The following is a 23,380-nucleotide window of genomic DNA, read 5'->3' on the forward strand; positions in this document are numbered from 1 at the left end:
ATTTCTATTATTTCGGGTGAATTATTCTTTAATGAATTCAGTAATGGTTTCTATGAGCTCAGAAGAAATTGGTCTAAAAGATTCATTGTATGATTTTGAATTTTCCAGATCATCTCCTTCAATTTCAAAAAGGACATGATTCATATTTTCAATGATTTTGAGCTCAGCCTTTTCATTTGCTTCCTTTAAAAGTTGGGCTTCATCCTCTGAAACTTGAAGATCTTTTGTGCCATTAACAATTAGAATCGGTATTTCTAAATCTTGTATAATTTCTGCAGGATTGTATTCCATCCAATTAATCATAAAAGGTTGAACATCTGCATTAAAAACTGAAGCTAATGCTGCTGGATAATCTGTTGTGGTTTCTCCTTGTTTTAACTTATCCACCACTTTTTGTGCTTCTTCACCAAGTTGAGGTGCCATATTGGTAACCTGGTCAACAATAACATCTCCAATATTTTGACCAGCTCCTGCAAGCGATATAAATCCATCAGCATGTTCTTTAGCCGCTAGCATGCCAATTAAGCTTCCTTGACTATGGCCAATAACATAAATTTTTGAATACGCGTCTTGTTCCTTAAAGTAGGTGATGACGTCTGAAGCATCATTGACAAAATCATCAAACATTATATCTTTATCTACCTTGCCTTGTCGAATCTGCTTTACGATACGCTTATCATATCGAAATGTAGCAATGCCATTATTTGTAAGGCTTTCGGCTAATTTTTTAAGGGCATTACTTTTTAAAAAGTTTTGGTTTCCATTTCTGTCTGTAGGACCAGAACCAGCTATGATAATTGCCAAATTTGGTTTTTTATTATCATTTGGTGTAAGCAGTGTACCATCTATCCATTTTGAAACCGCAATTTCTTTTTCATCATTATTTTTATTTTGACAAAAACTTACTACTGAAAAAAAGAGTGCCAGAACCCATATATAATATTTCATTTTTTTAAAATTTAGAGTTATAAAATTACAGGATATTAAAATCAATTCTTTGCACTTAAACAATTTTTATACCATTTTATTATTTCTTATTTGTGATTCCTTGGACTAAATCGAGTTGCATTTTATCGACGAAATGCACTATTTTATCTTTAAATGTTAAAATTATATGTATTTCATCGATTCAATATGTTTTTAGACGTTGAAATTAAAACCTAATTATATATTTGAAGTGTACTAAAATTTAGTTTTTAGTTCAATGGATTAATTAATTAATATTTGCATATGTTATGTTGACTTAGAGACCCTGAATCTACTAACATATATTAAAAAGCAAATTAGAGAAACCGGGTTTGAGGGAACCCGGTTTTTTGTTTTTATAGTTTTATTAATTTTCTAAATGTGAGGTTAATTCTCGGTTGAATCTCTTTTTTTGTTTTCGCAATTTGATGTAGCCAATAGTGTTGCATTTCTCCTTTCATTAGTAACAGACTAGCGTGTTCTAATATTAGTTTGTGCCTTTCTTGCTTTATGGTTCTGTGCTTAAAATGGAATGGACGTGCTTCACCAAAACTCACAGAAGCGATGACTGGGTTTATGCCTAATTCCTTTTCATTATCGGCATGCCAACCGTTGCTATCATTACCGTCTCGATAAAGGTTAATTAAAAGTGTATTGAATTTTTCTTCTGAAAAATCTTCAACCTTGTCCTTTATGGATTGTAATGTTGAAGTAAATGGTTGAGGATACATTGTGATATTAGAATAGCTATAAGGTTGATCTGTATCTCCAAATAGCGCTGTTAATCTTGGTTGTTTATAGGTTTTTCCAAAGACAGTAATATTATCGTGTTGCCAATCGGTTTCAGCTTTTATGGATTTAAGATAGTTGTCGGATTCTTGTGTATTGAAGAAGTTGGGAATGTAGATCAATTCCGCATTTGGTAATTTAAAATGTTGTTTCTCTGTAGAAAACAAGTCCATAGTGTAATTTTTCTCTAAATTAGTGCTTCAATATGAAATATAAAATACTCATATCTTTATTTGTAACTGCTATGTTAGCGATGACTTTCAATGGTAAACAGAGTTTACCTGAAGGTTTTGTGTATGTAAAGTCAGTGATACCAGACATAGAAGTGGAGTTAAGCTACTATGGCACCAATAATTTTGTTGGTGACACCATTGATGGTTATAAGGCAAACAAACTGATACTTACTAAGGAGGCTGCTGAAAAATTAAAACTGGTTCAAGACGAGTTACAAAAGCAAAATCTATGCTTAAAAGTTTACGATGGTTACCGTCCGCAACGTGCGGTAAATCATTTTATTCGTTGGGCAAGGGAGTTAAAGGATACCATAAATAAAGCCCAATTTTATCCAGATGTAGAAAAGCGAAACCTATTTAAGGAAGAATATATTGCTTCTCGGTCAGGACACAGTAGAGGTAGTACAGTAGATTTAACCATCATCGACGGTAATACAGGAGAACCTTTGGACATGGGAAGTGCTTATGATTTTTTTGGACAACAATCTTGGGTAAATTATGAAGGGGTAACAGAGGTACAGAAAAAAAACCGACAGCTGTTACAAACGGTAATGCTAAAACACAATTTTAGAAACTACCCAAAAGAGTGGTGGCATTTTACCTTACGCTGGGAACCGTTTCCTGATACTTATTTTGATTTTGAGGTTGAGTGATTAAGCTTTGTACTTATCTAAAAATGTCATCTGATTCAATGTTTCTTTTACGAAAGTTTGATCACTATAGAATTCAAAGCTTAAAACATTGTCTATTGATAAAAATTTTTGGAAGCTCCCATATATATGAACACCACCTTGTTTTAAAAAATTTAAATTCATTTTTAGGTTTGAGTCTCTGTGAAAAAAAATTACTTCACCATCAAGCATTTGGTAACACTGAAGAATATCATCTCTTAACTTGATTAAATTATTTGTTGTTGCATAAAAACTTGAATTAGCAGAATAGTCTTCAACATTAATAGCTATTTTCATATTACAATCGTAACCTCCATCAAAATGCGTATTATTTGGGTAGCCTATTACTTCTACTAATTCAATTTTTATAGAGCCACTTGACCCTTTAATTTCAAATTCATCCATTTATATTAATTCAAATAAATCCAAGCCCAATACATTAAACCAAACTGAAGCGGAATTCGTAAAATCAGTATCCACTTTGGGAAACCAGCTGCCGCTTTTTCGCTCGATAGCATATAAAAGTGAACAAGTAGAAATACAGAAAGCATGGCGATGATGCCATAAATGGATATTGTTTTCATTGTAGGAACGCACAAGCCAACACCAAGTAAAATTTCAGTAACACCACTCCAAAATACCAAAGCCTTGTGGTTGGGTAAGTATCTTGGCATTATACGCATATACATTTTTGGTTTCACAAAATGCATGATGCCAGCTAGAATGTATAAGCCAGCCATAATGTAAAGTCCTGCTGGCTCAGTCATCCTTAAAGGTTTTGTAGGTTAAGCCAATACCATAATTGTAAAGCCCTTTGTCCAATAAGCTTGATTTAAAACCATTGCCCTTGTCAAACTTCACCCAATTGTTGCCATTAATAAATACACGTTTTATATAGGTGTTTTTGGTTTCTCGTTCATCTGTAAAGGGTAATAGTGGTCTGAAATTGGTTGGAATCTTTACCACACCATTCTTAGTTTTAATTTCCTTGTATTTTTTGTTTGGCAGTAATTTTCCGAATTTATCCGTGTAACCCATGACTTGTAACGATACAAAGAAACCGTCTTTTGGAATGTAAATACCGTAGTCTTCAACATTGAGTTCATAAGCATCACCATTTTTTTCAGTGGCTCTAAAGACAATCGTTTCGTAAGTCAGCACTTTGCCAGGTTTGCCATTATTGTTTCCATAAAGCTTCACCTTAAACAAGGTTGAAAATTTCTTCTTATCACTATTGGCACGTTTACGTTTGCTCCAATCTTTTGATTCCAAAGCAATAGGAAATATAACTGAAGTCAATTTTTGGTCTTGACTGGAAGTTTTTGGAAAATAAACCGCAATTTCAGATTCTATGGTCGGTAACCAACAATTATAGTAATCATCGTCGAGATAGGGTTTAAGTTTTTCTTCCTTAAATTTTCGGTTCAGTTTGGTGCCAATGACCACTTCATCTAGCTCATCTGCCTGTGGCTGTAGAAATAATTGATTCGGTAAGTTTTCTGTGGAAATATTCAGATCCTTAAAGCCCAGTGCTGAAATAAAAAGCGAATCAATATCTGGATATAGTTTTTTTGTGAAGTAAAATTTACCTTCATCATCAGCAAAAGTGCCGTTACCATCACCAAATGAAATGGTGGCATAGCTCACAGGATATTTTGTGATGCTATCACTCACTGTGATTTGGGCATAGCTTAATTGGCTAAATGAAATTAAGAATAGGTATTTGTACATTTTAACTTATTATGGAATTAAAGATGCTGAAATAAATTCAGCAAGGCAAATTATTCTTAAGCTACATTATTTGTGCCACAAAAAAACGCCTCATAAATGAGGCGCTTTCTTATTTGATTGATTAGCTTTAAGTGTTAGTTGTCTAATGCTTTTTTGGTTTGGGTAAAGCCTACGTAAAGTCCGACTCCAGCCATTAAAAAGGTCATAGCAGGATAAATAACATTGTCGTCTAAATTTGTAGTGCTTTCTAACAAATTTGCAAGGAAAAGCCCTAGACCAATACCCATTAATAGAAAGGCTATATTTATAACAACAACCTTCCAGGCTGATCCAGATCGCTTTCCAATATTGAATATACTGGCGTCTGCGCCTTTTTCGATTAGGGCCAAACGTTCTTTATTTCGTGTTGAAAAGTATAGATATACCATTCCGAAAATAGCGGCGAACAGACTAATTGGTATTAAAATTTCTTCATCCATAATGTTTGTTTTTTAATTGATTAATTTTACGTGTTTCATACCTTATGACGATAGGTTTTTGATTTAGGTTACAATTTTTTCAAAAAAAAATAATTTGAACTGTTTGTGTAACCTAATATATAATGTAGTCGTCTTAAATAAAAATGACCACCAACGACGAAAACATATTAATAGATGCTATTAATAATGGCGATACTAGGGCTTATGCGCAACTAGTTGATCGTTATAAGGACTTAGTCTATACTTTAGCGTTACGAATGTTAAAGCATAAGGAAGAGGCGGAAGAGGTGGCGCAAGACACCTTTATAAAAGTATTTAAGTCATTGGACAAATTTAAAGGAGACTCAAAGTTTTCTACTTGGATTTACAGAGTGGCTTATAACACGTGCTTGGATAATATAAAAAAGAACAAGAAACATCTAAATAATGTAGCCATAGATGAGTTTACTTTTAATAAACTCGATACTATAGATAATGCTTTGGACAATATCATTAATGAAGAAAGAAGTGTATTGATTAAAAACTGTATTGACAAATTACCAGAAGATAGCAGTGCGTTATTAACCTTGTTTTATTTTGAAGAGTTATCTTTAGAAGAGATATCAAAGATTATAAATATTGAAGCCAATACCGTAAAAGTGAAGCTTTTTAGAGCTCGGAAAAAACTGGCAGTTATTTTAGAGCAGTATTTGCAACCACAAAATATGATAAACTATGGAAGCCCATAACCTGTCTGCCGGCAGGCAAGTGGGCATTTGGTCAATGGTGGTTATTGCCATCTAAATAAGTTAGTGCATTAGAACTAATGTTATAAAATATTGAAGTTATGATAGAAGATGATAAAAGAATAGAAGATTTAGTTAATAAGTTGATGTCTGCTGATAGCTTAGAACAAGCACCTGCTGACTTTACCGATAATGTAATGTCAAAAATTGAAGCTATATCAGAATCTAAAACTATTGTCTATAAACCATTAATTCCTAAATATGTTTGGTGGCTCATAGCCTCAGGTTTTGTAGGATTGGTTGGGTATGCGCTGTTTTCAAAATCCAATGACACTACAAGTCTTTCTGAGCGTTACAATTTACCTGATGTATCATTTAGCTTATGGGAGAATTTTTCTTTTGACTTTTCTAATGCATTGATGCATGCAACGGTATTGTTGGCTATAATGGTTGGTGTTCAAATTCCGTTGTTGAAACAGTATTTTAATAATAGATTGTCTTATTAGTTGTGATTCAGGAATTTTATCTAACCTATTAGACAGATTAATACCAACGCTTCTTCTTTTTCTTTGAAGCTACACTTTTACGTCCTTTTTTATACTTACTACCTTTCTTTTTATGTACTATCGGTTTGGCTTTAGGATCTAAAGGATATGGATGTTCAGTCTCAATTGGAATTTGAACATTAATGTACTGTTCAATGGTTTTTACATAGCTTTTTTCGTCCGCCGAGCACATGGAGTAGGCTTTTCCAATATTACCAGCACGACCAGTTCTGCCTATTCTATGCACATAGGTTTCGGCTTGGTTGGGCATATCAAAATTAAAAACATTGTCGAGCTTATTGATATCAATACCACGAGCGGCAACATCAGTGGCAATTAATACTTTTACATAACCGTTTTTAAACTTGTTTAAAGCCGTCTGTCTATCACTTTGGTTTTTATCGCCATGAATACTATCCACCTTGTATCCATTTTCAGCAAGGCGTTGTTCGAGTTTATTGACACCAAATTTGGTACGTCTAAAAATGAGGACATTGCCTTTAATTTCATTTCGTAGCAAGTGCAAGCACAGTTCTATTTTTCTTCGCTTAGGGACATAATACAACACTTGACTTACATCTTGAGCCACAGATTTGGTTGGTGTTACATCAATACGCTCAGGATCTTTGAGAATGGTTTTGGCTAATTCTTCAATTTTATAAGGAATTGTTGCCGAAAACAAAAGGGTTTGTTTCTCTTCTGGGCAAAGACGTTCAATCTTTTTGACATCATCTATAAAACCCATGGCCAACATTAAATCGGCTTCATCCAGAACCAAGGTTTCTATATGATCTAAATTGATATAATCTTGTTTGTGCAAATCGAGTAAACGACCAGGTGTTGCCACTAAAATATCAACGCCTTTTTTCAACACATCAATTTGTGGTTCTATGGAAGTACCACCAAAAACCACCAAAGATCTTAGGTTAGAAAATTGCGCATAGTTTTTAAAATTCTGTTGAATTTGTACGGCCAATTCTCGTGTAGGACTTATAACCAAAGCCCTGATTTTTTTACCGCGTTTTGGAGCATCTTGCTTGTCAAACAATTGTTGTAAAATAGGCAAAGCAAAAGCAGCAGTCTTACCAGTTCCTGTTTGCGCAGACACAATAACATCTCTCCCTTCCAATACTGGCGGAATAGCACGTTGCTGCACTAGCGTAGGTTCAGAATATCCTGAAGCTTCAATAGCTTTAAGTAAAGGTTTTATGATTTTTAGGTCTTTGAAGGACATTTAATTTGATTTAGTGTAAAGGTAGAATTATAATTTACAATTTATTATCAACTCCAACTCATATCAATCCGTATTTTATTATCATTTATTTCAACTTCACCACCATAAGAATCATTTTCACCAGGATAAATTTCAAATGTTTTTGTATTCCCTTTAATTTTAGGAATATTATCTTTCAACCTTTTACTTCGCTTTATCCAATTGTCTATTTCTTTTGCATTGTCTAATTCAAATTCAATGATGTATTGTCGAGTGAAAATACTTCCTCTTTTTTTAATTGACAGGTTTTTAATTCCTTGAGGTAACTCATCCAATCCACCCATTTCTATTGTAGCCTCAATCGCTTCTTGTTTTTCCCATGGAAGGACATAAATACTAGAAATATAAATATAGGTAAAGAATAATGTAGCTATTGCAAGTAATAATTTGAATATAAATTTAATTTTTTGCATAAAAGCTTTGCCTTAATAATTTATATCATTCTACCAACGCTTATTAACCCAATCCTTTTGTTCTTGTTCAGTCAAAAACGTCCAAGCAATAAATCGGCTAATTTTATTTCCTTGTCCCATTTCAATGGTTTTTACATCAGTTGCATTCACTTTTTGTAAAATTTTGTAGGTAGGTTTTAATGTCGCTTCTTTCGAAATTAAACTCGTAAACCAAAAGCATTGTTTGCCAAAATGTTTGCTTTCGTAAATCATGTCTTTTACAAAACGGGCTTCACCACCTTTGGTCCATAACTCATTGTTTTGTCCACCAAAATTTAAAAGTGCCTTACTTGGTCGTTTTCCTTTTAAGTTTTTAAGCTTTTTTAAACTTGCTTTTTCAGCATCTTTGGCAGAGGCATGAAATGGAGGATTGCACATGGTGAAATCTACTTTTTCTTCTGGTTTTAGAATGCCGCGGAAGAAATTATTAGCTTGCTCTTGGCGTCTAATTTCAATGTTAGATTTTAAATTAGAATTGCGTTGCTCAATTTGTTTTGCAGATATAATAGCAGTCTCGTTGGTGTCACTTCCAATAAATGACCAGCCATATTCGTGATTGCCAATAATTGGATAAATGCAACTGGCGCCAACACCAATATCAAGTCCTTTAATGTGACTGCCTTTTGGGATTTCTTCCCTATCACCCTTTAAAAGATCAGCGATATTATGAATATAGTCTGCACGACCTGGAATTGGAGGACATAAATAATGCTCAGGAATTTCCCAGAACTCAACACCATAATGATGCTTTAAAAGCGCTTTGTTTAAAGCTAATACGGCTTTAGGGTTAAAAAAATCTACAGAATCATCACCATATTTATTCGGTGCAACGAAAGCTCCTAATTCTGGTGAACTTTTTATAAGTGCATCAAAATTATAACGTTCTCTATGTTGGCTTCTGGGATGAAGTTCTGATTTTACTTTTGGATGCGGTTTCTTTTTATGCAAATTGAAAGATTTTCTTCGTGCAAAGGTAGTTGAAAAGAAACAGTTATATTTCTTTTTATTCCATAGTCACAATCAAATCGTCCTGCTTCACCATACTCCCTTCACCTAAAGTAACCGATTTAATTTTGCCAGCTTTATGCGCAGTTACAGTTGTCTCCATTTTCATGGCTTCAATAATAAATAATGGGTCGTTCTCTTTAATGTCTTGCCCTTTCTTAACTAAAACCTTATAAAGCGAACCTTGTAAAGGTGCTCCAATTTGGTTGCTGTCTTCTGGGTCGATTTTTACATTTTCATGTTTTTTAATGTTGAGCGATGCATCCAATACTTCAACATATCTGTTTTCGCCATTGACTTTAAAAAACACGATACGTTTACCTTCGTCGTTAGGTATGCCAACAGATAGTAGTTTTACAATAACAGTCTTTCCAGGTTCTAAAGTCACTAAGGTTTCTTCACGTAATTTCATACCATAGAAAAAGTTTTTGGTCGGAATTAGAGCCACGTTGCCATATTTCTTATAATTTTCGTGTGCTTTGTCAAATACCTTTGGGTATAAGGTGTAAGACAGAAAATCTTCCATCTCAATAGCTCTGGTAAATCCTTTTTGATATTTTTTCTTGAAGGCCTTATACTCCTTGTCAAAATCTATAGGATCTAAATGCGCATTTGGTCGATCTGTGTAGGGTTCTTTATCTTTTAAAATTATTTTTTGAAGTTCCTTTGGGAAACCACCGGTCGGTTGTCCTAAATCTCCTTTAAAGAAACTGATGACGGACTCTGGAAACGAGAGCTCCTTGCCACGAGACATCACATCTTCTGGAGTAAGATTGTTGGTAACCATGTAAATAGCCATGTCACCAACCACTTTAGAACTTGGTGTAACTTTTGGGATTTCACCAAACATATCATTCACTTTGGAATACATTTGTTTAACTTCGTCAAAACGATCTCCTAGCCCTAATGCTTCACCTTGTGGTCTTAAGTTAGAATATTGTCCACCAGGAATTTCGTGTTGAAACACTTCGGCTGTACCAGCCTTTAAACCCGATTCAAATGGGTAGTACATCTCACGAGTATCTTCCCAGAAATTAGAGAATTCATTGAGCTTAGTCATGTCAAAATCGTGCTCACGTTCATGTCGTTTCATCATCTCTACAACTGCATTAAAGTTGGGTTGCGATGTTAATCCTGAAAGTCCTCCTAAAGCTACATCAACCACATCAACTCCAGCTTCTATGGCTTTAAGATATGTTGCTGTTTGTAATGATGATGTGTCGTGCGTATGTAAATGGATAGGCACATTAACTGTGTCTTTTAAAGCAGTGACCAACTCAGTTGCAGCATAAGGTTTTAGTAATCCAGCCATATCTTTAATGGCAATCATATGCGCACCTGCATTTTCTAAATCCTTAGCGAGTTGTGTGTAATATTTTAAATTGTACTTAGTCTGTGTTGTATCTAAAATGTCGCCTGTGTAACTCAAGGCTGCTTCTGCGATTCCGCCAGTTTTATTACGAACATAATTAATACTTGGTTCCATGGCTTTTACCCAATTGAGCGAATCGAAAATCCTAAAAATATCGACACCATTTTCCCAAGATTTTTCTACGAATTTTTCAATCAGATTATCAGGATAAGCCTTATAGCCCACACCATTAGAGCCACGTAATAGCATCTGAAACAAGATGTTTGGAACTGCTTCCCTAAGTTGCTTTAAACGTGTCCATGGACTTTCGTGTAAAAAGCGTAAGCACACATCAAAGGTTGCTCCTCCCCAAACTTCCATACTAAAAGTGTTTGGATGATTTTTTGCAAAGCTTTCAGCGACTTTTAGCATGTCAAAGGTTCGCATGCGCGTAGCTAAAAGTGATTGATGCGCATCACGCATCGTTGTATCTGTATATTGAATTTTCTTTTCGTCTTTAAGCCATTGACAAAATTTTTCTGGCCCGAGTTCTGTCAGTAAATCCTTTGTGCCTTTCGGGTAATCTTCTTTAGAATTAAACTTAGGGACTTTGGCATCTCTAAAGACTTTGTTCTCATCAATAAATTTTACATCCGAATTTCCGTTAACGATGACTTCGGCTAAAAAGTTTAAAGCTTTTGAGGTTCTATCCTGAGGCAGCTTAATGTCAAAAAGCTCTGGTGTGTTTTGAATAAAATTCACATTCACCTTCCCCTCTCTAAAGGTTTCATGTAGAATGACATTCTGTAAAAAATGAATATTAGTTTTTACACCTCTAATTCGAAACTCTTTTAGTGCACGTGACATTTTTCTTATAGCTCCATCTAGTGTTCTACCATGAGCAGAAACTTTTACAAGCATAGAATCAAAAAAAGGACTCACATTATAGCCTTGATAAATACTACCAGCATCTAATCGAATTCCCATACCAGAAGCACTGCGATATGTAGTAATGTCTCCGTAGTCTGGTGTAAAATTGTTTTCGGGATCTTCTGTAGTCAATCGACATTGTAAAGCAAAACCATAAGTAGCTAAACTATCTTGATCGTAAATCTTGATTTGCTTATCAGATAACTTATAACCACCAGCAATAAAAATTTGTGATTTCACCAAGTCAATACCAGTAACCATTTCGGTAACGGTATGCTCAACTTGGATTCTTGGATTCACTTCGATAAAGTAGATGTTGTCTTGTTGATCGACCAAAAACTCAACCGTACCAATATTGTTATAATTAACTTCTGAAGTGATATCAACTGCATATTTGTAAAGCGAGTCTTTAACCTTTTGAGAAACGTTATAAGATGGAGCTACTTCAACCACTTTTTGATGACGACGTTGCACAGAACAATCGCGTTCAAATAAATGACGAATATTACCGTGTCTGTCTGCAACGATTTGAACTTCGATATGCTTAGGATTTTCAACATATTTCTCTAAAAACATGGTATCATCACCAAACGCATTAAGTGCTTCATTACGAGCTGAATCGAAATTCGATTCTAAATCTTCACTGGTTCTAATAACACGCATTCCTCGACCACCACCGCCTGAAGCAGCTTTTAACATTACAGGATATCCAATTCTATTCGCTTCAGAAATTGCAACGTCAACAGATGTTAAATCGTCTTTATTACTTTCAATAATCGGTACGTTACATTTTACGGCAATTTTTTTAGCTGTAATCTTATCACCAAGCGCATCCATAACTTCAGGGTCTGGGCCAATAAAAATGATGTCATTTTCGGCACAACGTCTGGCAAATTCTGAGTTTTCAGATAAAAAACCATAGCCAGGATGTATAGCATCTACGTTTTTTGCTTTAGCTAAAGCCACAATTTCCTCAATATCAAGATAAGGCCTCAAAGGGTCATTGTTTTCACCAATCTGGTAGGCTTCGTCAGCTTTGTAGCGATGTTGGGAGTAACGGTCTTCATAAGTGTAAATCGCAACAGTTGCTAGATTTATTTCAGAGCAAGCTCTTAAGACACGTATAGCAATTTCGCTTCGGTTGGCAACTAAGACTTTTTTGATTTTCATGATGGGTTGATTGGTCTGGTTATTTGATGAGGTATGGATTTTCGTTAACATAGTTTCTGGTAATAAAATCTAAGCCATTGCTTAGAAGTTCTCCCATGTTTTTCGATTTTTTAAAGTTAACGTCTTTAGTTAACTTGAACAAGGCAGCTCGTAGTTCATTTATTTTGTCTGGAGTAGAAATAGTGTCGGCTTTCATACATTTAACGAGATCATCTAATCGTTCGTGCTCACTGGTAGCACGTTTTGCCAATAGCGAACGTTCTTCCTTTTCGTATTGTTCTATGGATTCCTTTGCCAATACATTTAAGGTCATCTCCACATAGGCATTATTTTCTTTTAGAAACTGAGGTTTATAGACTTTTGGGTTGCCTTCATAACATTGTTGGTCAAAATCTATGGCTCTGATACGGTATTGCACACGATCGAAATCTTGTGTAATGACAATGACATAATTATACGAGCGCATATCTGCCAACAACCGCACAAAACAGCGTTCGTTAAACTTTACAAACTCTTTGGCTAGTGCTCGCTTGTCTTGCTCAGAAAGAGTGTTTAGATTGTTGTCTATAAAGGTGTCTCCCGGAATTCCAGAAATATGTTCTTCTATAAGTGTGTCTTTATGAACCAGAAAATTGATATGATTCGGTGATAATAAATGCTCTAATTCCAGACCATAAATACGTGAAGCATCTGCCTTTTTTATATAGAGGAAAATATAGTTGTCGTTAAGTATATTTCTAACCTTTACTCTGAATGGTTTGGTGTTACCGAACGTACAAAAATCAATACTGTCTATATTGAGATATGGAATAATATTATCACTACCATCAGAGTGTAAGATGGAATACATTTGCTTTAGGCTGTGCTCAATTTCGTCACGTTCGTATTCTGCGTAGTAACAACTGATCCATAACGTGTCTTTACCGTCATTATCAAAAATTTCTACCGCTCCTTGAAAGCGCAATAAGTCATCATAAAAAATCGGAATTTTTATGTTTCTGCCTTGTTCGCTTAGATAATCGGATAGGCAATTACTTATGGGATAAGCAGGCTTTTTTTTGGATATCAGCTTTTCACTCATGGCATTTATTTGGCGGCTATAAGGTAAATTTTAATTATTAAATTTCCTATGCGTGCATAATATTTTTTAGTTTTCTCTATTAATCAGCTTGAAAAACAGTTAAATAGAGATATAATGAAAATTACATAATAAATTAACGTGCTGTTAATTAAGTGTTTAAATAATAGATATACGGTTAATTATTGACTATAAGTTGAAGTGTTTTTCAAAAAAAATCGATGTAATTACAAAATCCTATTTTTAGGGCTATCGCATGAAGAATTTTAGACGCTTTTTTAATAGTTGTGGGTAATAGTTTGAGATGGATGTTGTTTCAATAGGACGGATTTACTAGTTGCGCTCTTTCCATTGTGCAATCATTTCTTCTTCCTTTTTAAGCATAGCTTCAAGATTCGTATTAAAATTTGTCTTTCGTTCGCTATCCACTTTATCGGAATTCCACCAACTTAAGGTGTCCTTGACTATAGTGCTAATCGGTCTAAAGGTTAATCCTGCAGCAATAGATTTTTCATTAGAAACTCTAGCTGATCCATAATGTTCTTTATCAGGGAGTATCCATGGAATAGAATAATACATGTCACTGGCTTTTAAAAACTCATAATCATCGATCATGACAAAAGACGATTCAACGTCAAAAGCATTTGCAGCTTCTTTAATAAATTCTTGCATGGTCTGTTCAGATTTTGGACCAACTCCATTGTAAGTGCCATGCTGATTATTTTCTGCCAATCTAATAAACCATTCTGCAATATCCCTTACATCTATATATTGCACAAGATCTTCACTTTTTCCGGGAATTAGGTGTTCGCCTCCTTTTGATAATCTAACAGGCCAATGCACAAAGCGGTCTGTTCTGTCACCTGGCCCTAACATATAGGTTGGCCTTACAACGACTGTACGTTCTTTACCAAAGGCTTTTATAGCTGCTAATTCAGAGTTGGCTTTCATTACGCCATATTCCATTTCGTACTTTTCATATTCATCGAGACCTTCAGGCATTATTAAAGCAACTTCTGTTTCTGGAGTTAGATTACCATTTAAATATGGATAATAAACACCAGTTGAAGAGGTGTACATATACAAGTCAACGTTATCCTTTAGCAATTCTGCCGTAGCTTTTGTCCATTCCACTTTTCGGCCAGAGTTGTCTATAACGACATCCCATTTTCTATTTTCTAAAGCTTTAAGATTATCTTCTCGGTCACCTATAAGTTGTTCAACTTTGTCAAATAATTCCGCGTGTATTCTCGGCTTTGTTTTTCCTCTTGTAAATGTAGAAACAGAATGTCCCCTAGAAAGTGCATAGGCTATTTGATGTGGCCCCAAATAACTTGTTCCTCCTAATATTAAGATGTTAAGTTTTTTGGAAGTTTTATTAAGATCATTTGATTTGGTTTGTGCATCCGATTTACAATTCAAAACACTACTGCCTAAAATTGGAATTGCGACACTTGCCAATGCACTTTTTTTTATAAATGACCTTCTTGTATTTGGCTTTTTCATCTTAATGGCTTTAGATTCTAAAGTTATGAAAATAATGGTCGGTGATGACGTTTTAGCACTTTTTTCATTATGTTAAAATAATGTTAAAACAACACTTTTTTAAAACCCTCATTAGCACTATCTCGTAAGCATTATGTCTTTCCCAAGAGACTAACCACAACCTATTCATTTAATTTAAAACTTACCAAATGAAAAACAAAACTACCTTTATTGCTATTCTCTTAGCAATTTTTACAACTTCATTATCTTTTTCACAGGTCGTCACTAGTGGCGCAGATGATGGTACAGACGGAACTTTACGAAACGAAATTGCAGATACTCCCGTTGGTGGCACAATAACCTTTGCCGGTGTATCTACAGTGACGTTAAATAGTGAATTATTAATAGACAAAGATCTAACTATTGATGGTATAGCAGTTACAACAGTTACAATTGACGCTAATAACAATGGTCGAGTATTTAATATAACTGCAGGCAATGTTACTTTTAATGATTTAACAATTACTAATGGTTTAGCAGATGATGGTGGTGGAATTTACATGACCAATGCAACCGTAACCATTAATAATTCAGTAATAACAAACAATGTTGCTAATGGAACAGGTTCTCCCGCTGGATCTGGTGGTGGAATTTTTAATGACATAGGTGGTGTTCTAACGGTTAACGATTCAGAAATTTCCAACAATACAGCCAATAGAGCTGGTGGTGGAATCGAAGACAATTCAGGTGCTGGTTTAGCTATCACACTTAATAACGTCAATTTAGATAACAATAATGCTGGTGCTTCACCGGCAATTGCTGCTCCAGGAAATGGTGGTGGATTACATATTACAGGAGCAGGTGATGCCAATATTACAGGAGGAACCGCTAATGGAAACATCGCTGGCAAAGAAGGTGGTGGTTTATGGAATGGATCTGGTGCAATGACAATTACAGGTACAATAATTACAGGTAATTCCGCAATTGGTGATGCTACAGGTGGAGGAGGCCTTTTTAATAATGGAGGAATAATCGATGTAGACGCTACAACAACTTTATCTGGAAATATAGCAATGGGAGCGACACCAGGAGGACGTGGTGGAGCCATTTTTAATAATACAGGTGGTACATTGAATTTAGCATCTGGACTAACGATCTCAGGAAACTATGCAAGTAGAGCTGGTGGTGCAATAGAGGATGCTTCAGGTGGAACATTAGTTTTATCAGGTGTAACACTTAGAGATAATGCAGCAGGTGTTGATATAGGATTAGGAAATCCTATTATGCCAAATCCAGGAAACGGAGGTGCATTACACTTATCTGGTACAACCAATGCTACATTAACCAATGTAACTGCAGATGACAATTTTGCTGCCTCAGAAGGTGGTGGACTATGGAACAATTTAGGAACCATGAATGTTATTAGCGGTAGTGTGAGTGACAATATTGCGTCTGGTGATGCAGCCGATAATGGTGGTGGTGGAATCTTCAATAATGGAGGAACCTTGTTTGTAGGAAGTGGTGCAACAGTTTTAAATAATATTGCCAATGGAGCCTCAGGTTCTGGTGGTGGAATTTTTAGTACTGATGGTGATGTCACAATAGATTCATCATGGGTAGCTTATAATACATCCAACAGAGCTGGTGGTGGTATTGAATTAGTGGAAGGTTTTGTAACTATTACAAATACCACTCTAGATTTTAATGAAACAGGTTCTGCACCAGGAAATGGTGGTGGACTTCATATCACAGGTGCTGCCAATGCAAATATCACAGGTGGTACCGTAAATAGTAATATAGCATCTCGAGAAGGTGGTGGTCTATGGAATGGTACTGGCTTAATGACAGTTAATGGTACAACTATTGACGGAAATACAGCAAGTGGTGCAGCAGCAGATGATGGTGGTGGAGGAATCTTCAACAATGGAGGTGACATGCTAGTTCAAAACAGTACTGTAATCAGTAATAATATAGCTGACGGAGCATCTGGTTCTGGTGGCGGAATTCTAACTATTGGTGGAACAGTAACGGTAGATGGTTCTACTATTACAATGAACCAAGCGAATAGAGCTGGTGGTGGAATTGAACATGCAGGTGGAACACTAAACCTTGTAAATACAACTTTAGATATAAATAATGCTGGAGTCACTCCTGCAGTAGCTGCACCAGGTTCTGGTGGAGGATTGCATGTATCTGGAGCTGCAACAACAAATATTACAGGAGGTACAACAAATGGAAACATCGCTGCTAATGCAGGTGGTGGATTATGGAATGGTTCTGGAGTAATGACTTTAGTAGATCACACAGTCGATGGAAATACAGCATCTGGAAATGATGCTATGACTCCAGGCGCTGCAGGTGGTGGCGGAATTTATAATGAAGGTGGTACACTAGATTTATCAGGTTCTACAGCTATTACAAATAACGTTGCAGACGGAGCCCAATCTACTGGTGGTGGAATTTTAAATGCAGCTGGTACTTTAATGGCAAACGGCATTTCTATTATGAATAATACATCTAATAGAGCTGGTGGTGGAATTGAAGCTAATAACAGTGGACCAGTAATACTTACTAATGTAAGTTTAAACTTAAATGAAACAGGAGTTGTTACAGGAGCTGGTGCGCCAGGAAATGGAGGTGGACTACACATAAGTGGAGACAGTGCTGTAACAATTACTGGTGGAACTGTAGAAGGCAACACTGCTGCCTCAGAAGGTGGTGGATTATGGAATGGTTTAGGTTTAATGACAGTAGATGCTGTAAATATTGAAAATAATACTGCTAATGGTGATGCTGCAGATAATGGTGGTGGAGGAATCTTCAATAATGGAGGTTCGGTTACCGTACAAAATGGAACAATAATCACTAGTAATCTTGCTGCAGGGACTGCTGGTTCTGGTGGTGGAATTCAAAATGTTGACGGTGGGACTATAACGGTTTTAAATGCTTCAGTAAGTGGTAACCAAGCTAATAGAGCTGGTGGTGGAATTGAGGATAACTCTTCAGTTGCTATTGGTACAATTATATTAACCAATGCTACTTTAGATAACAATACAGTAGGTACAGCACCAGGAAATGGTGGAGGACTACATATTACTGGACCTGGTAATGCAACTATTACTGGAGGAACAGTTAATGGAAATATAGCTGCTTCAGAAGGTGGTGGATTATGGAATGGTTCTGGTATAATGACTGTAGATGGAACAACCATAGATAACAACACCGCAAATGGTGATGCTGCTGATAATGGTGGTGGAGGAATCTTCAACAATGGAGGAACACTAATTGTTCAGAATGGAGCAATCATTAGCAATAACAATACTGGTGGAGCTGCAGGATCTGGTGGAGGCATTCAAAATGTTGATGGCGGTTCGGTTTCAGTTTCAGATTCATCTATTACAGGAAACGTTTCTAATAGAGCAGGTGGTGGAATCGAAGATAATTCTACTGTTGCCGTTGGAACAATCACCCTTCTTAATGTGATGTTGAATAACAATTCAACAGGTTCTGCACCAGGAAATGGTGGTGGATTACACATGACAGGCCCAGGAAATTCAACAATAACAGGAGGAACAGTTAATGGCAATACTGCATCTTTAGAAGGTGGTGGATTATGGAATGGCTCTGGTATGATGACTGTTGATGGTACAACTATCGATGGAAATACTGCAAGTGGAGCTGCTGCCAACGAAGGTGGTGGAGGAATCTTCAACGCTGGAGGAACGCTGATTGTTCAAAACAATACAGTTATAAGTAATAATATTGCTGACGGAGCTGCTGGTTCTGGTGGTGGTATATTGAATGATATGGGAACATTGACCGTAACTGATTCTCAATTAAATGGTAACACATCTGTTAGAGCAGGTGGAGGAATTGAAGATAATTCTGCTATGGGGGGTTTATTAACCTTAACCAATGTTACACTTTCAACAAATAGCACAGGTGCAGCACCAGGAAATGGTGGTGGACTTCATATCACTGGACCTGGAGATTCAAATATTACAGGTGGAATGGTAACAGGTAATGACGCTGCTAGAGAAGGTGGTGGACTATGGAATGGTTCTGGAATTATGACTATAGATGCTGTTACAATTGATGCCAATACAGCAACAGGTGATGCTGCCGATGATGGTGGTGCAGGAGTCTTCAACAATGGTGGAACCCTAAATATCACAAATGGAACTATCGTTTCTAATAATGTGGCCTCAGGAGCTTCTGCTTCTGGTGGAGGATTGTTAAGTACAGCTGGTGATGTTACCGTTATAGATTCATCATTTGATAATAACTCAGCTAATAGAGCTGGTGGAGCAATTGAGCTGATTGATGGTAACTTAACATTTACAAATTCTGTAATGTCTAACAATGATGTTGATGGTTTTGCTGGTGTAGCTAATCCAGGTAATGGTGGTGGATTCCACGTTACGGGAATGTCTGGTACAATAGATATTTCAACAAGTACAATTACAGGAAATGCAGCTGCTAATGAAGGTGGTGGATTATGGAACCAGAATGGAACTACAATGAATGTATCTATGTCAACTATAGATAATAATACTGCTGGAGAAGGTGGTGGAATCTATAATAATGGTGGTGCGATAACTACGGTAATAACAAGTACAATTTCAGGTAATTCAGCATCAGTTTCTGGTGGTGGAGCAACCAATAATGGTGCTAGTCTCGATTTTAATGCGGTAACTATTGCAATGAATACATCTGCTGGAAATGGTGGTGGTATTGATGCTGTTAACAATGTATCTTTAAAAAATACCATTGTAGCATTGAATACTGCAGCTTCTGGAACTGATGTTTCAGGTACTTTAACGTCAAATGATTATAATTTGATTGGTATGGATGATTTAAACGTATTCACACCACAAACAAATGATATCGAAGGTGCAGACCCAGTAGTTGGTCCATTACAAAATAATGGAGGAACAACATTAACACATCAATTACTAGATGGTTCTCCGGCATTTGATGCTGGTGATGCTGGTGATGCCTTTGTAGATCAGATTGGGCAACCTGTATTTGGAGCTGCAAGAGATATTGGAGCATACGAATCGCAAGTAGCATTGTCTATTGAGGATTTCAATGAAGTTTCAGTATTGAATATTTATCCTAATCCAACAAAAGGACAATTCAATATTGTAATTGATGACGCTGTAACTGGTGAAGTTAAGGTTCAGATTGTATCTATGACAGGTAAGATGGTGAAACAACTATCTATCGGAAATGGAACAAACCAAATGGATATAAGCGGTATGGCTTCAGGTATTTATGTGGTTAACATTAATACAGAACGCGGAAGTTCTACTCATAAATTGATTTTAGATTAATAGTAAATTAACCGCTTGCTAATACTGAAAAAGACCATCGATAGATGGTCTTTTTTTATTTTAAAGGTTTAAGTTTTTATTCAACTTTTTTGGCAACCGTCTCTGCTCCTCCTTGATATAAGGTAAAGCTTTCAACTTCACCAGAATCGTTTTTACTAAATTTTACTTTCAGAGGAGTTACTTTAGCAAAGAATGTCGTTTCGTTTTCAGCAAAAATTTCAAACTTACCTTGCCCAGTCGCTTGTCCAAAAATTTGGTTGCCATCTACGGTGACTTCAACATTAAAATTAGGAGCTATTTCATAGGTTCCAGCATATTGTTTTAATACGTCGTTGGATAAAGTGATTTCTTTTCTGGCTTCAGGCATAGGTTTATCAACTTCTTTACCTACATTTTCGGAATCTGTAATAAAGATGGCCTGTCGCTTTCCATCTGCTAATGTTGAGAATTTGTATTCAATATTTCCTTCTTCAAACATAAAACGATTTTCAGAAAGCGGGAAAATTTCAAAAACAGTATTGGTTTCTGATTCTCGCATACTGTTTAGTTTTCCATCTTTCATAAAAATATGTCTAATGGCTCCATCTTCAAATTCATAAGCACCGACCCATTGTTTCATTTTTTCTTCAGAAAGTGAAATAACATCCTTCATGGTTGGGAATGGTTTGCCGATAGCTGCTGCTGCAAGGCTTCTTGTAACTGCTCCGATATCATTACAGCTGCAGTTGCTGAGTCCGATAACATAAACATCTTCATCAATTAAGTAAATACCATTGGTTGAAGTCCCAAAAATACCACCACTATGGGTATAGCCTTTTGAGCCTTTTAAGTTCATTTCTCCCAAGCCATAACCATACGGAATATGTTCTCCGTTATTAAGTTCTGAGCCTTTAATCGCTTTATTGAAAGTTGCTTCTTTGATTAGCGTATTATTCTTTAGAGCATTTTGCCATTTTAGCATATCATCTACAGTTGAGGTTAAGGAACCTGCAGCGTGTGGTAAGGTCATGCTAATATAGTTTGCGTTTACATAACCATTAGCATCTTGTTCGTAACCGTCAACTCGATTTTTAACTATTTCTCTATTGTTACCAAAACTAGAACTTGTCATTCCAAGTTGTTTGAAGATTTTGTTCTCTATAAAGTTCTCATAGGTGTCACCAGACAAAACCTCAATGATTTTTCCAAGGAGGACATAACCCGAATTATTATAAGCAAATGCTTCACCAGGATCGAAATCCATAGGCTCATTTTTAAAGTAGTCAATTAATTCGTCCAGGGTTTTATCGTGACGAGCTACTTTGGCTAAATCTCCCATACCTGTATAACTTTTTATCCCAGAGGTGTGATTAAGCAAATGATGGACAGTTATAGTTTTACCATGTGTGGGATAATCTGGAATAAATTTAGTGATAGGGTCATCTAAACTCAATTTTCCCTGCTCTTCTAGCATTAAAATTGCTACAGCCGTAAACTGTTTAGTGATAGATGCCAGCATAAATACATTCTCAGGAACCATATCTACGTCTAATTCTAAATTGGCCTTGCCTACGGCTTTCCTATAAATAGGTTTACCGTCTTTGGCAATTAAAATTGTAGCACCTGGCATATCATCTTGATAATATTTTGAGACAATATCATCAAATTGTGTGGTTAGGTCTTGGGCTTGTGTGGTTGTAAAAAGAAAACAAAGGGCAAGAGTTAAGAAAGAGAATTTTGGTTTCATAATGTTGTGAGATTGATTGTTTTATGTGTGACGACTTATTTGCCAATAAGTTACAAAAAAACCACTTAGAGTTTGCTAAGTGGTTTCTTCTTCGTCATTGTTGATTTTTTGAATGAGATCCATTGGATGCTCTTTGTAAATAATTTCACCTATTGTATCAAATAGAAGGCTTTCAATTTTCTTCTTATTGATTTTTTTGGTTTTGAAATCCAAATAAATACTCAATAATTGTAGACCTGTTATAATAGCCTGTTCTTTACGATTGACATAAGTCAACATTTGCTTAGGGAAATCTATATCAGTTCTTTCTTCTAGTTTAAGCTTTTTATAAGTATTAACTACTAATATCCCTTTAGGCTCAATACCATTTTCTACATGATAACTACTTACCCATTTTTCAAGTTGAGCAGCATTCTGTTCTTTGGCGCTTTTTGTCAATCCTTTAATTTCAAATACAGCAACTTTAGATTTGGTTTTTATTATTAAATCAGTTCTATTTTTTTCTTTATACTTTTCGATATCAAAACCAATTTCTTTCAGAATAAATTCTACTGCTTTTTCAAGAGTTTCACCATCTGAAGAGAATAGTGCTTTTAGAAACCTATATTTATTCAACAACTCCTTACTTTTATTAAGAGATTTTTTAAGTTCACATAATTTATCATTGAGTTTTACATAATTTTCACTTTCTGATTTTTCAATGTCGAAACTATAGTTATCAACCCAATCAGGTATTTCTAATTTGGCTACACTTTTTTGTTTTAAACTTCTTATAAAACCTTCAGTATAATGAATAAAATTGTTTGTTTCTTCAACTTCACGTTTTGGGTTAAAACTTATATCTGGTAATATTATTATTTTACCATTTTTCACATTATAATACTCAGCGACAATGTATTTAGTGTCCTTAATAAAAAGTAACGGAATACCACTTGATTTAACTATTTTTGATGTATATGAGAGATATTCTTTACACTCATACAAAAAATGTTCTGTATGGTCATCTCTAATTGGCTCTAATACGTGACCTTTTACAGGCTTTAAAATTGGTTTTTTTATACCCAATGCATCAATAAAATTAATTTTGGTTTCTTGGTTGCCATTTCTGTAAACATAATCTCTAAAATCTGGTTTTATAATTATTAAGGTTCTACCTATCTCAAAAAATTCATCAAACTCATCTTTTCTGTTTTTTATGCATTTAGCAAATTGAGCCATTATATTTGAATTTTTATTCGATATTGGCATTTCGTTGTATGATTTGCTTACATTCCAGAAAATAAGCTCAGCATCGAGAAAAGTTATGCCAGAAAGAAAAGATGTATTGGAAACTTTGTAATGAGAGCTGCTTTTTATAGAAGTTCCTATATTTATTATATGCATTTTTATAAAATTGGTTGATGAAAAGTATAACATTTTTAAGAAAAAAACCACT

The 23,380-nt window shown here is 35.4% G+C and carries 18 protein-coding genes; 4 read left to right on the forward strand and 14 right to left on the reverse strand.

Annotated features, from left to right (window positions below; all coding sequences use genetic code 11):
- Nucleotides 1-21 precede the first annotated feature (21 nt).
- Entirely contained in the window at nt 22-948 is a 927-nt protein-coding gene (locus F1003_RS10075; RefSeq protein ID WP_155089298.1) for an alpha/beta hydrolase family protein, read from the reverse strand.
- Between the two features lie 374 nt (nt 949-1,322).
- On the reverse strand, nt 1,323-1,928 hold the full coding sequence (locus tag F1003_RS10080) for an alpha-ketoglutarate-dependent dioxygenase AlkB family protein (RefSeq protein WP_155089299.1): 606 nt from the start codon (nt 1,926-1,928) through the stop codon (nt 1,323-1,325).
- A gap of 32 nt (nt 1,929-1,960) precedes the next feature.
- Between F1003_RS10080 and F1003_RS10085 the strand changes: the two genes are divergently transcribed.
- A complete protein-coding gene (locus tag F1003_RS10085; protein ID WP_155089300.1) occupies nt 1,961-2,641 on the forward strand; it encodes a M15 family metallopeptidase in 681 nt (226 codons plus the stop codon).
- Here F1003_RS10085 and F1003_RS10090 read toward each other — a convergent pair whose 3' ends face one another.
- The 4 genes from F1003_RS10090 to F1003_RS10105 all read right to left on the reverse strand — a co-directional run bounded on the left by F1003_RS10090 (nt 2,642) and on the right by F1003_RS10105 (nt 4,869).
- Nucleotides 2,642-3,064 carry a WapI family immunity protein gene (locus F1003_RS10090; protein ID WP_155089301.1) on the reverse strand — a complete coding sequence of 141 codons (423 nt, stop codon included), beginning with the start codon at nt 3,062-3,064 and terminating at the stop codon, nt 2,642-2,644.
- Nucleotides 3,065-3,069: 5 nt separating this feature from the next.
- Nucleotides 3,070-3,426 carry a DoxX family protein gene (locus F1003_RS10095; RefSeq protein WP_155089302.1) on the reverse strand — a complete coding sequence of 119 codons (357 nt, stop codon included), beginning with the start codon at nt 3,424-3,426 and terminating at the stop codon, nt 3,070-3,072.
- On the reverse strand, nt 3,419-4,390 hold the full coding sequence (locus tag F1003_RS10100; RefSeq protein WP_155089303.1) for a peptidase associated/transthyretin-like domain-containing protein: 972 nt from the start codon (nt 4,388-4,390) through the stop codon (nt 3,419-3,421). Before F1003_RS10100 ends, F1003_RS10095 begins: the two co-directional genes overlap by 8 nt.
- 134 nt (nt 4,391-4,524) lie before the next feature.
- A complete protein-coding gene (locus F1003_RS10105) occupies nt 4,525-4,869 on the reverse strand; it encodes a DUF6249 domain-containing protein (protein ID WP_155089304.1) in 345 nt (114 codons plus the stop codon).
- A 143-nt stretch (nt 4,870-5,012) separates the two neighbouring features.
- On the opposite strand from F1003_RS10105, the gene F1003_RS10110 reads away from it, so the two are divergent.
- A complete protein-coding gene (locus F1003_RS10110) occupies nt 5,013-5,597 on the forward strand; it encodes an RNA polymerase sigma factor (RefSeq protein ID WP_155089305.1) in 585 nt (194 codons plus the stop codon).
- A gap of 98 nt (nt 5,598-5,695) precedes the next feature.
- A complete protein-coding gene (locus tag F1003_RS10115) occupies nt 5,696-6,100 on the forward strand; it encodes a hypothetical protein (RefSeq protein ID WP_155089306.1) in 405 nt (134 codons plus the stop codon).
- 37 nt (nt 6,101-6,137) lie between these two features.
- Here the strand turns inward: F1003_RS10115 and F1003_RS10120 are convergent, their stop codons facing one another.
- From F1003_RS10120 to F1003_RS10145, 6 genes are all read right to left on the reverse strand, one after another.
- Nucleotides 6,138-7,373, reverse strand: a complete 1,236-nt coding sequence (locus F1003_RS10120) for a DEAD/DEAH box helicase (RefSeq protein ID WP_155089307.1) — start codon at nt 7,371-7,373, stop codon at nt 6,138-6,140.
- A gap of 47 nt (nt 7,374-7,420) precedes the next feature.
- On the reverse strand, nt 7,421-7,825 hold the full coding sequence (locus tag F1003_RS10125) for a hypothetical protein (protein WP_155089308.1): 405 nt from the start codon (nt 7,823-7,825) through the stop codon (nt 7,421-7,423).
- 30 nt (nt 7,826-7,855) lie between these two features.
- On the reverse strand, nt 7,856-8,812 hold the full coding sequence (gene rlmF, locus F1003_RS10130) for a 23S rRNA (adenine(1618)-N(6))-methyltransferase RlmF (protein ID WP_155089309.1): 957 nt from the start codon (nt 8,810-8,812) through the stop codon (nt 7,856-7,858).
- A 55-nt stretch (nt 8,813-8,867) separates the two neighbouring features.
- Nucleotides 8,868-12,320 carry a pyruvate carboxylase gene (locus F1003_RS10135; protein WP_155089310.1) on the reverse strand — a complete coding sequence of 1,151 codons (3,453 nt, stop codon included), beginning with the start codon at nt 12,318-12,320 and terminating at the stop codon, nt 8,868-8,870.
- Between the two features lie 19 nt (nt 12,321-12,339).
- Nucleotides 12,340-13,401: a hypothetical protein gene (locus F1003_RS10140; RefSeq protein WP_155089311.1), complete on the reverse strand. Its 1,062-nt coding sequence runs from the start codon at nt 13,399-13,401 to the stop codon at nt 12,340-12,342.
- A 330-nt stretch (nt 13,402-13,731) separates the two neighbouring features.
- Nucleotides 13,732-14,904 (reverse strand): NAD-dependent epimerase/dehydratase family protein, encoded by a 1,173-nt coding sequence (locus F1003_RS10145; protein WP_155089312.1) that lies wholly within the window; start codon nt 14,902-14,904, stop codon nt 13,732-13,734.
- A 188-nt stretch (nt 14,905-15,092) separates the two neighbouring features.
- Between F1003_RS10145 and F1003_RS10150 the strand changes: the two genes are divergently transcribed.
- Nucleotides 15,093-20,219: a T9SS type A sorting domain-containing protein gene (locus tag F1003_RS10150; protein ID WP_155089313.1), complete on the forward strand. Its 5,127-nt coding sequence runs from the start codon at nt 15,093-15,095 to the stop codon at nt 20,217-20,219.
- A gap of 76 nt (nt 20,220-20,295) precedes the next feature.
- Here F1003_RS10150 and F1003_RS10155 read toward each other — a convergent pair whose 3' ends face one another.
- Both F1003_RS10155 and F1003_RS10160 read right to left on the reverse strand, forming a co-directional pair.
- Nucleotides 20,296-21,945, reverse strand: a complete 1,650-nt coding sequence (locus tag F1003_RS10155) for a serine hydrolase (RefSeq protein ID WP_155089314.1) — start codon at nt 21,943-21,945, stop codon at nt 20,296-20,298.
- 75 nt (nt 21,946-22,020) lie between these two features.
- A complete protein-coding gene (locus F1003_RS10160; protein WP_155089315.1) occupies nt 22,021-23,328 on the reverse strand; it encodes a hypothetical protein in 1,308 nt (435 codons plus the stop codon).
- Between the last annotated feature and the right edge of the window lie 52 nt (nt 23,329-23,380).

Source organism: Winogradskyella ouciana (assembly GCF_009709615.1).
Lineage (GTDB): Bacteria > Bacteroidota > Bacteroidia > Flavobacteriales > Flavobacteriaceae > Winogradskyella > Winogradskyella ouciana.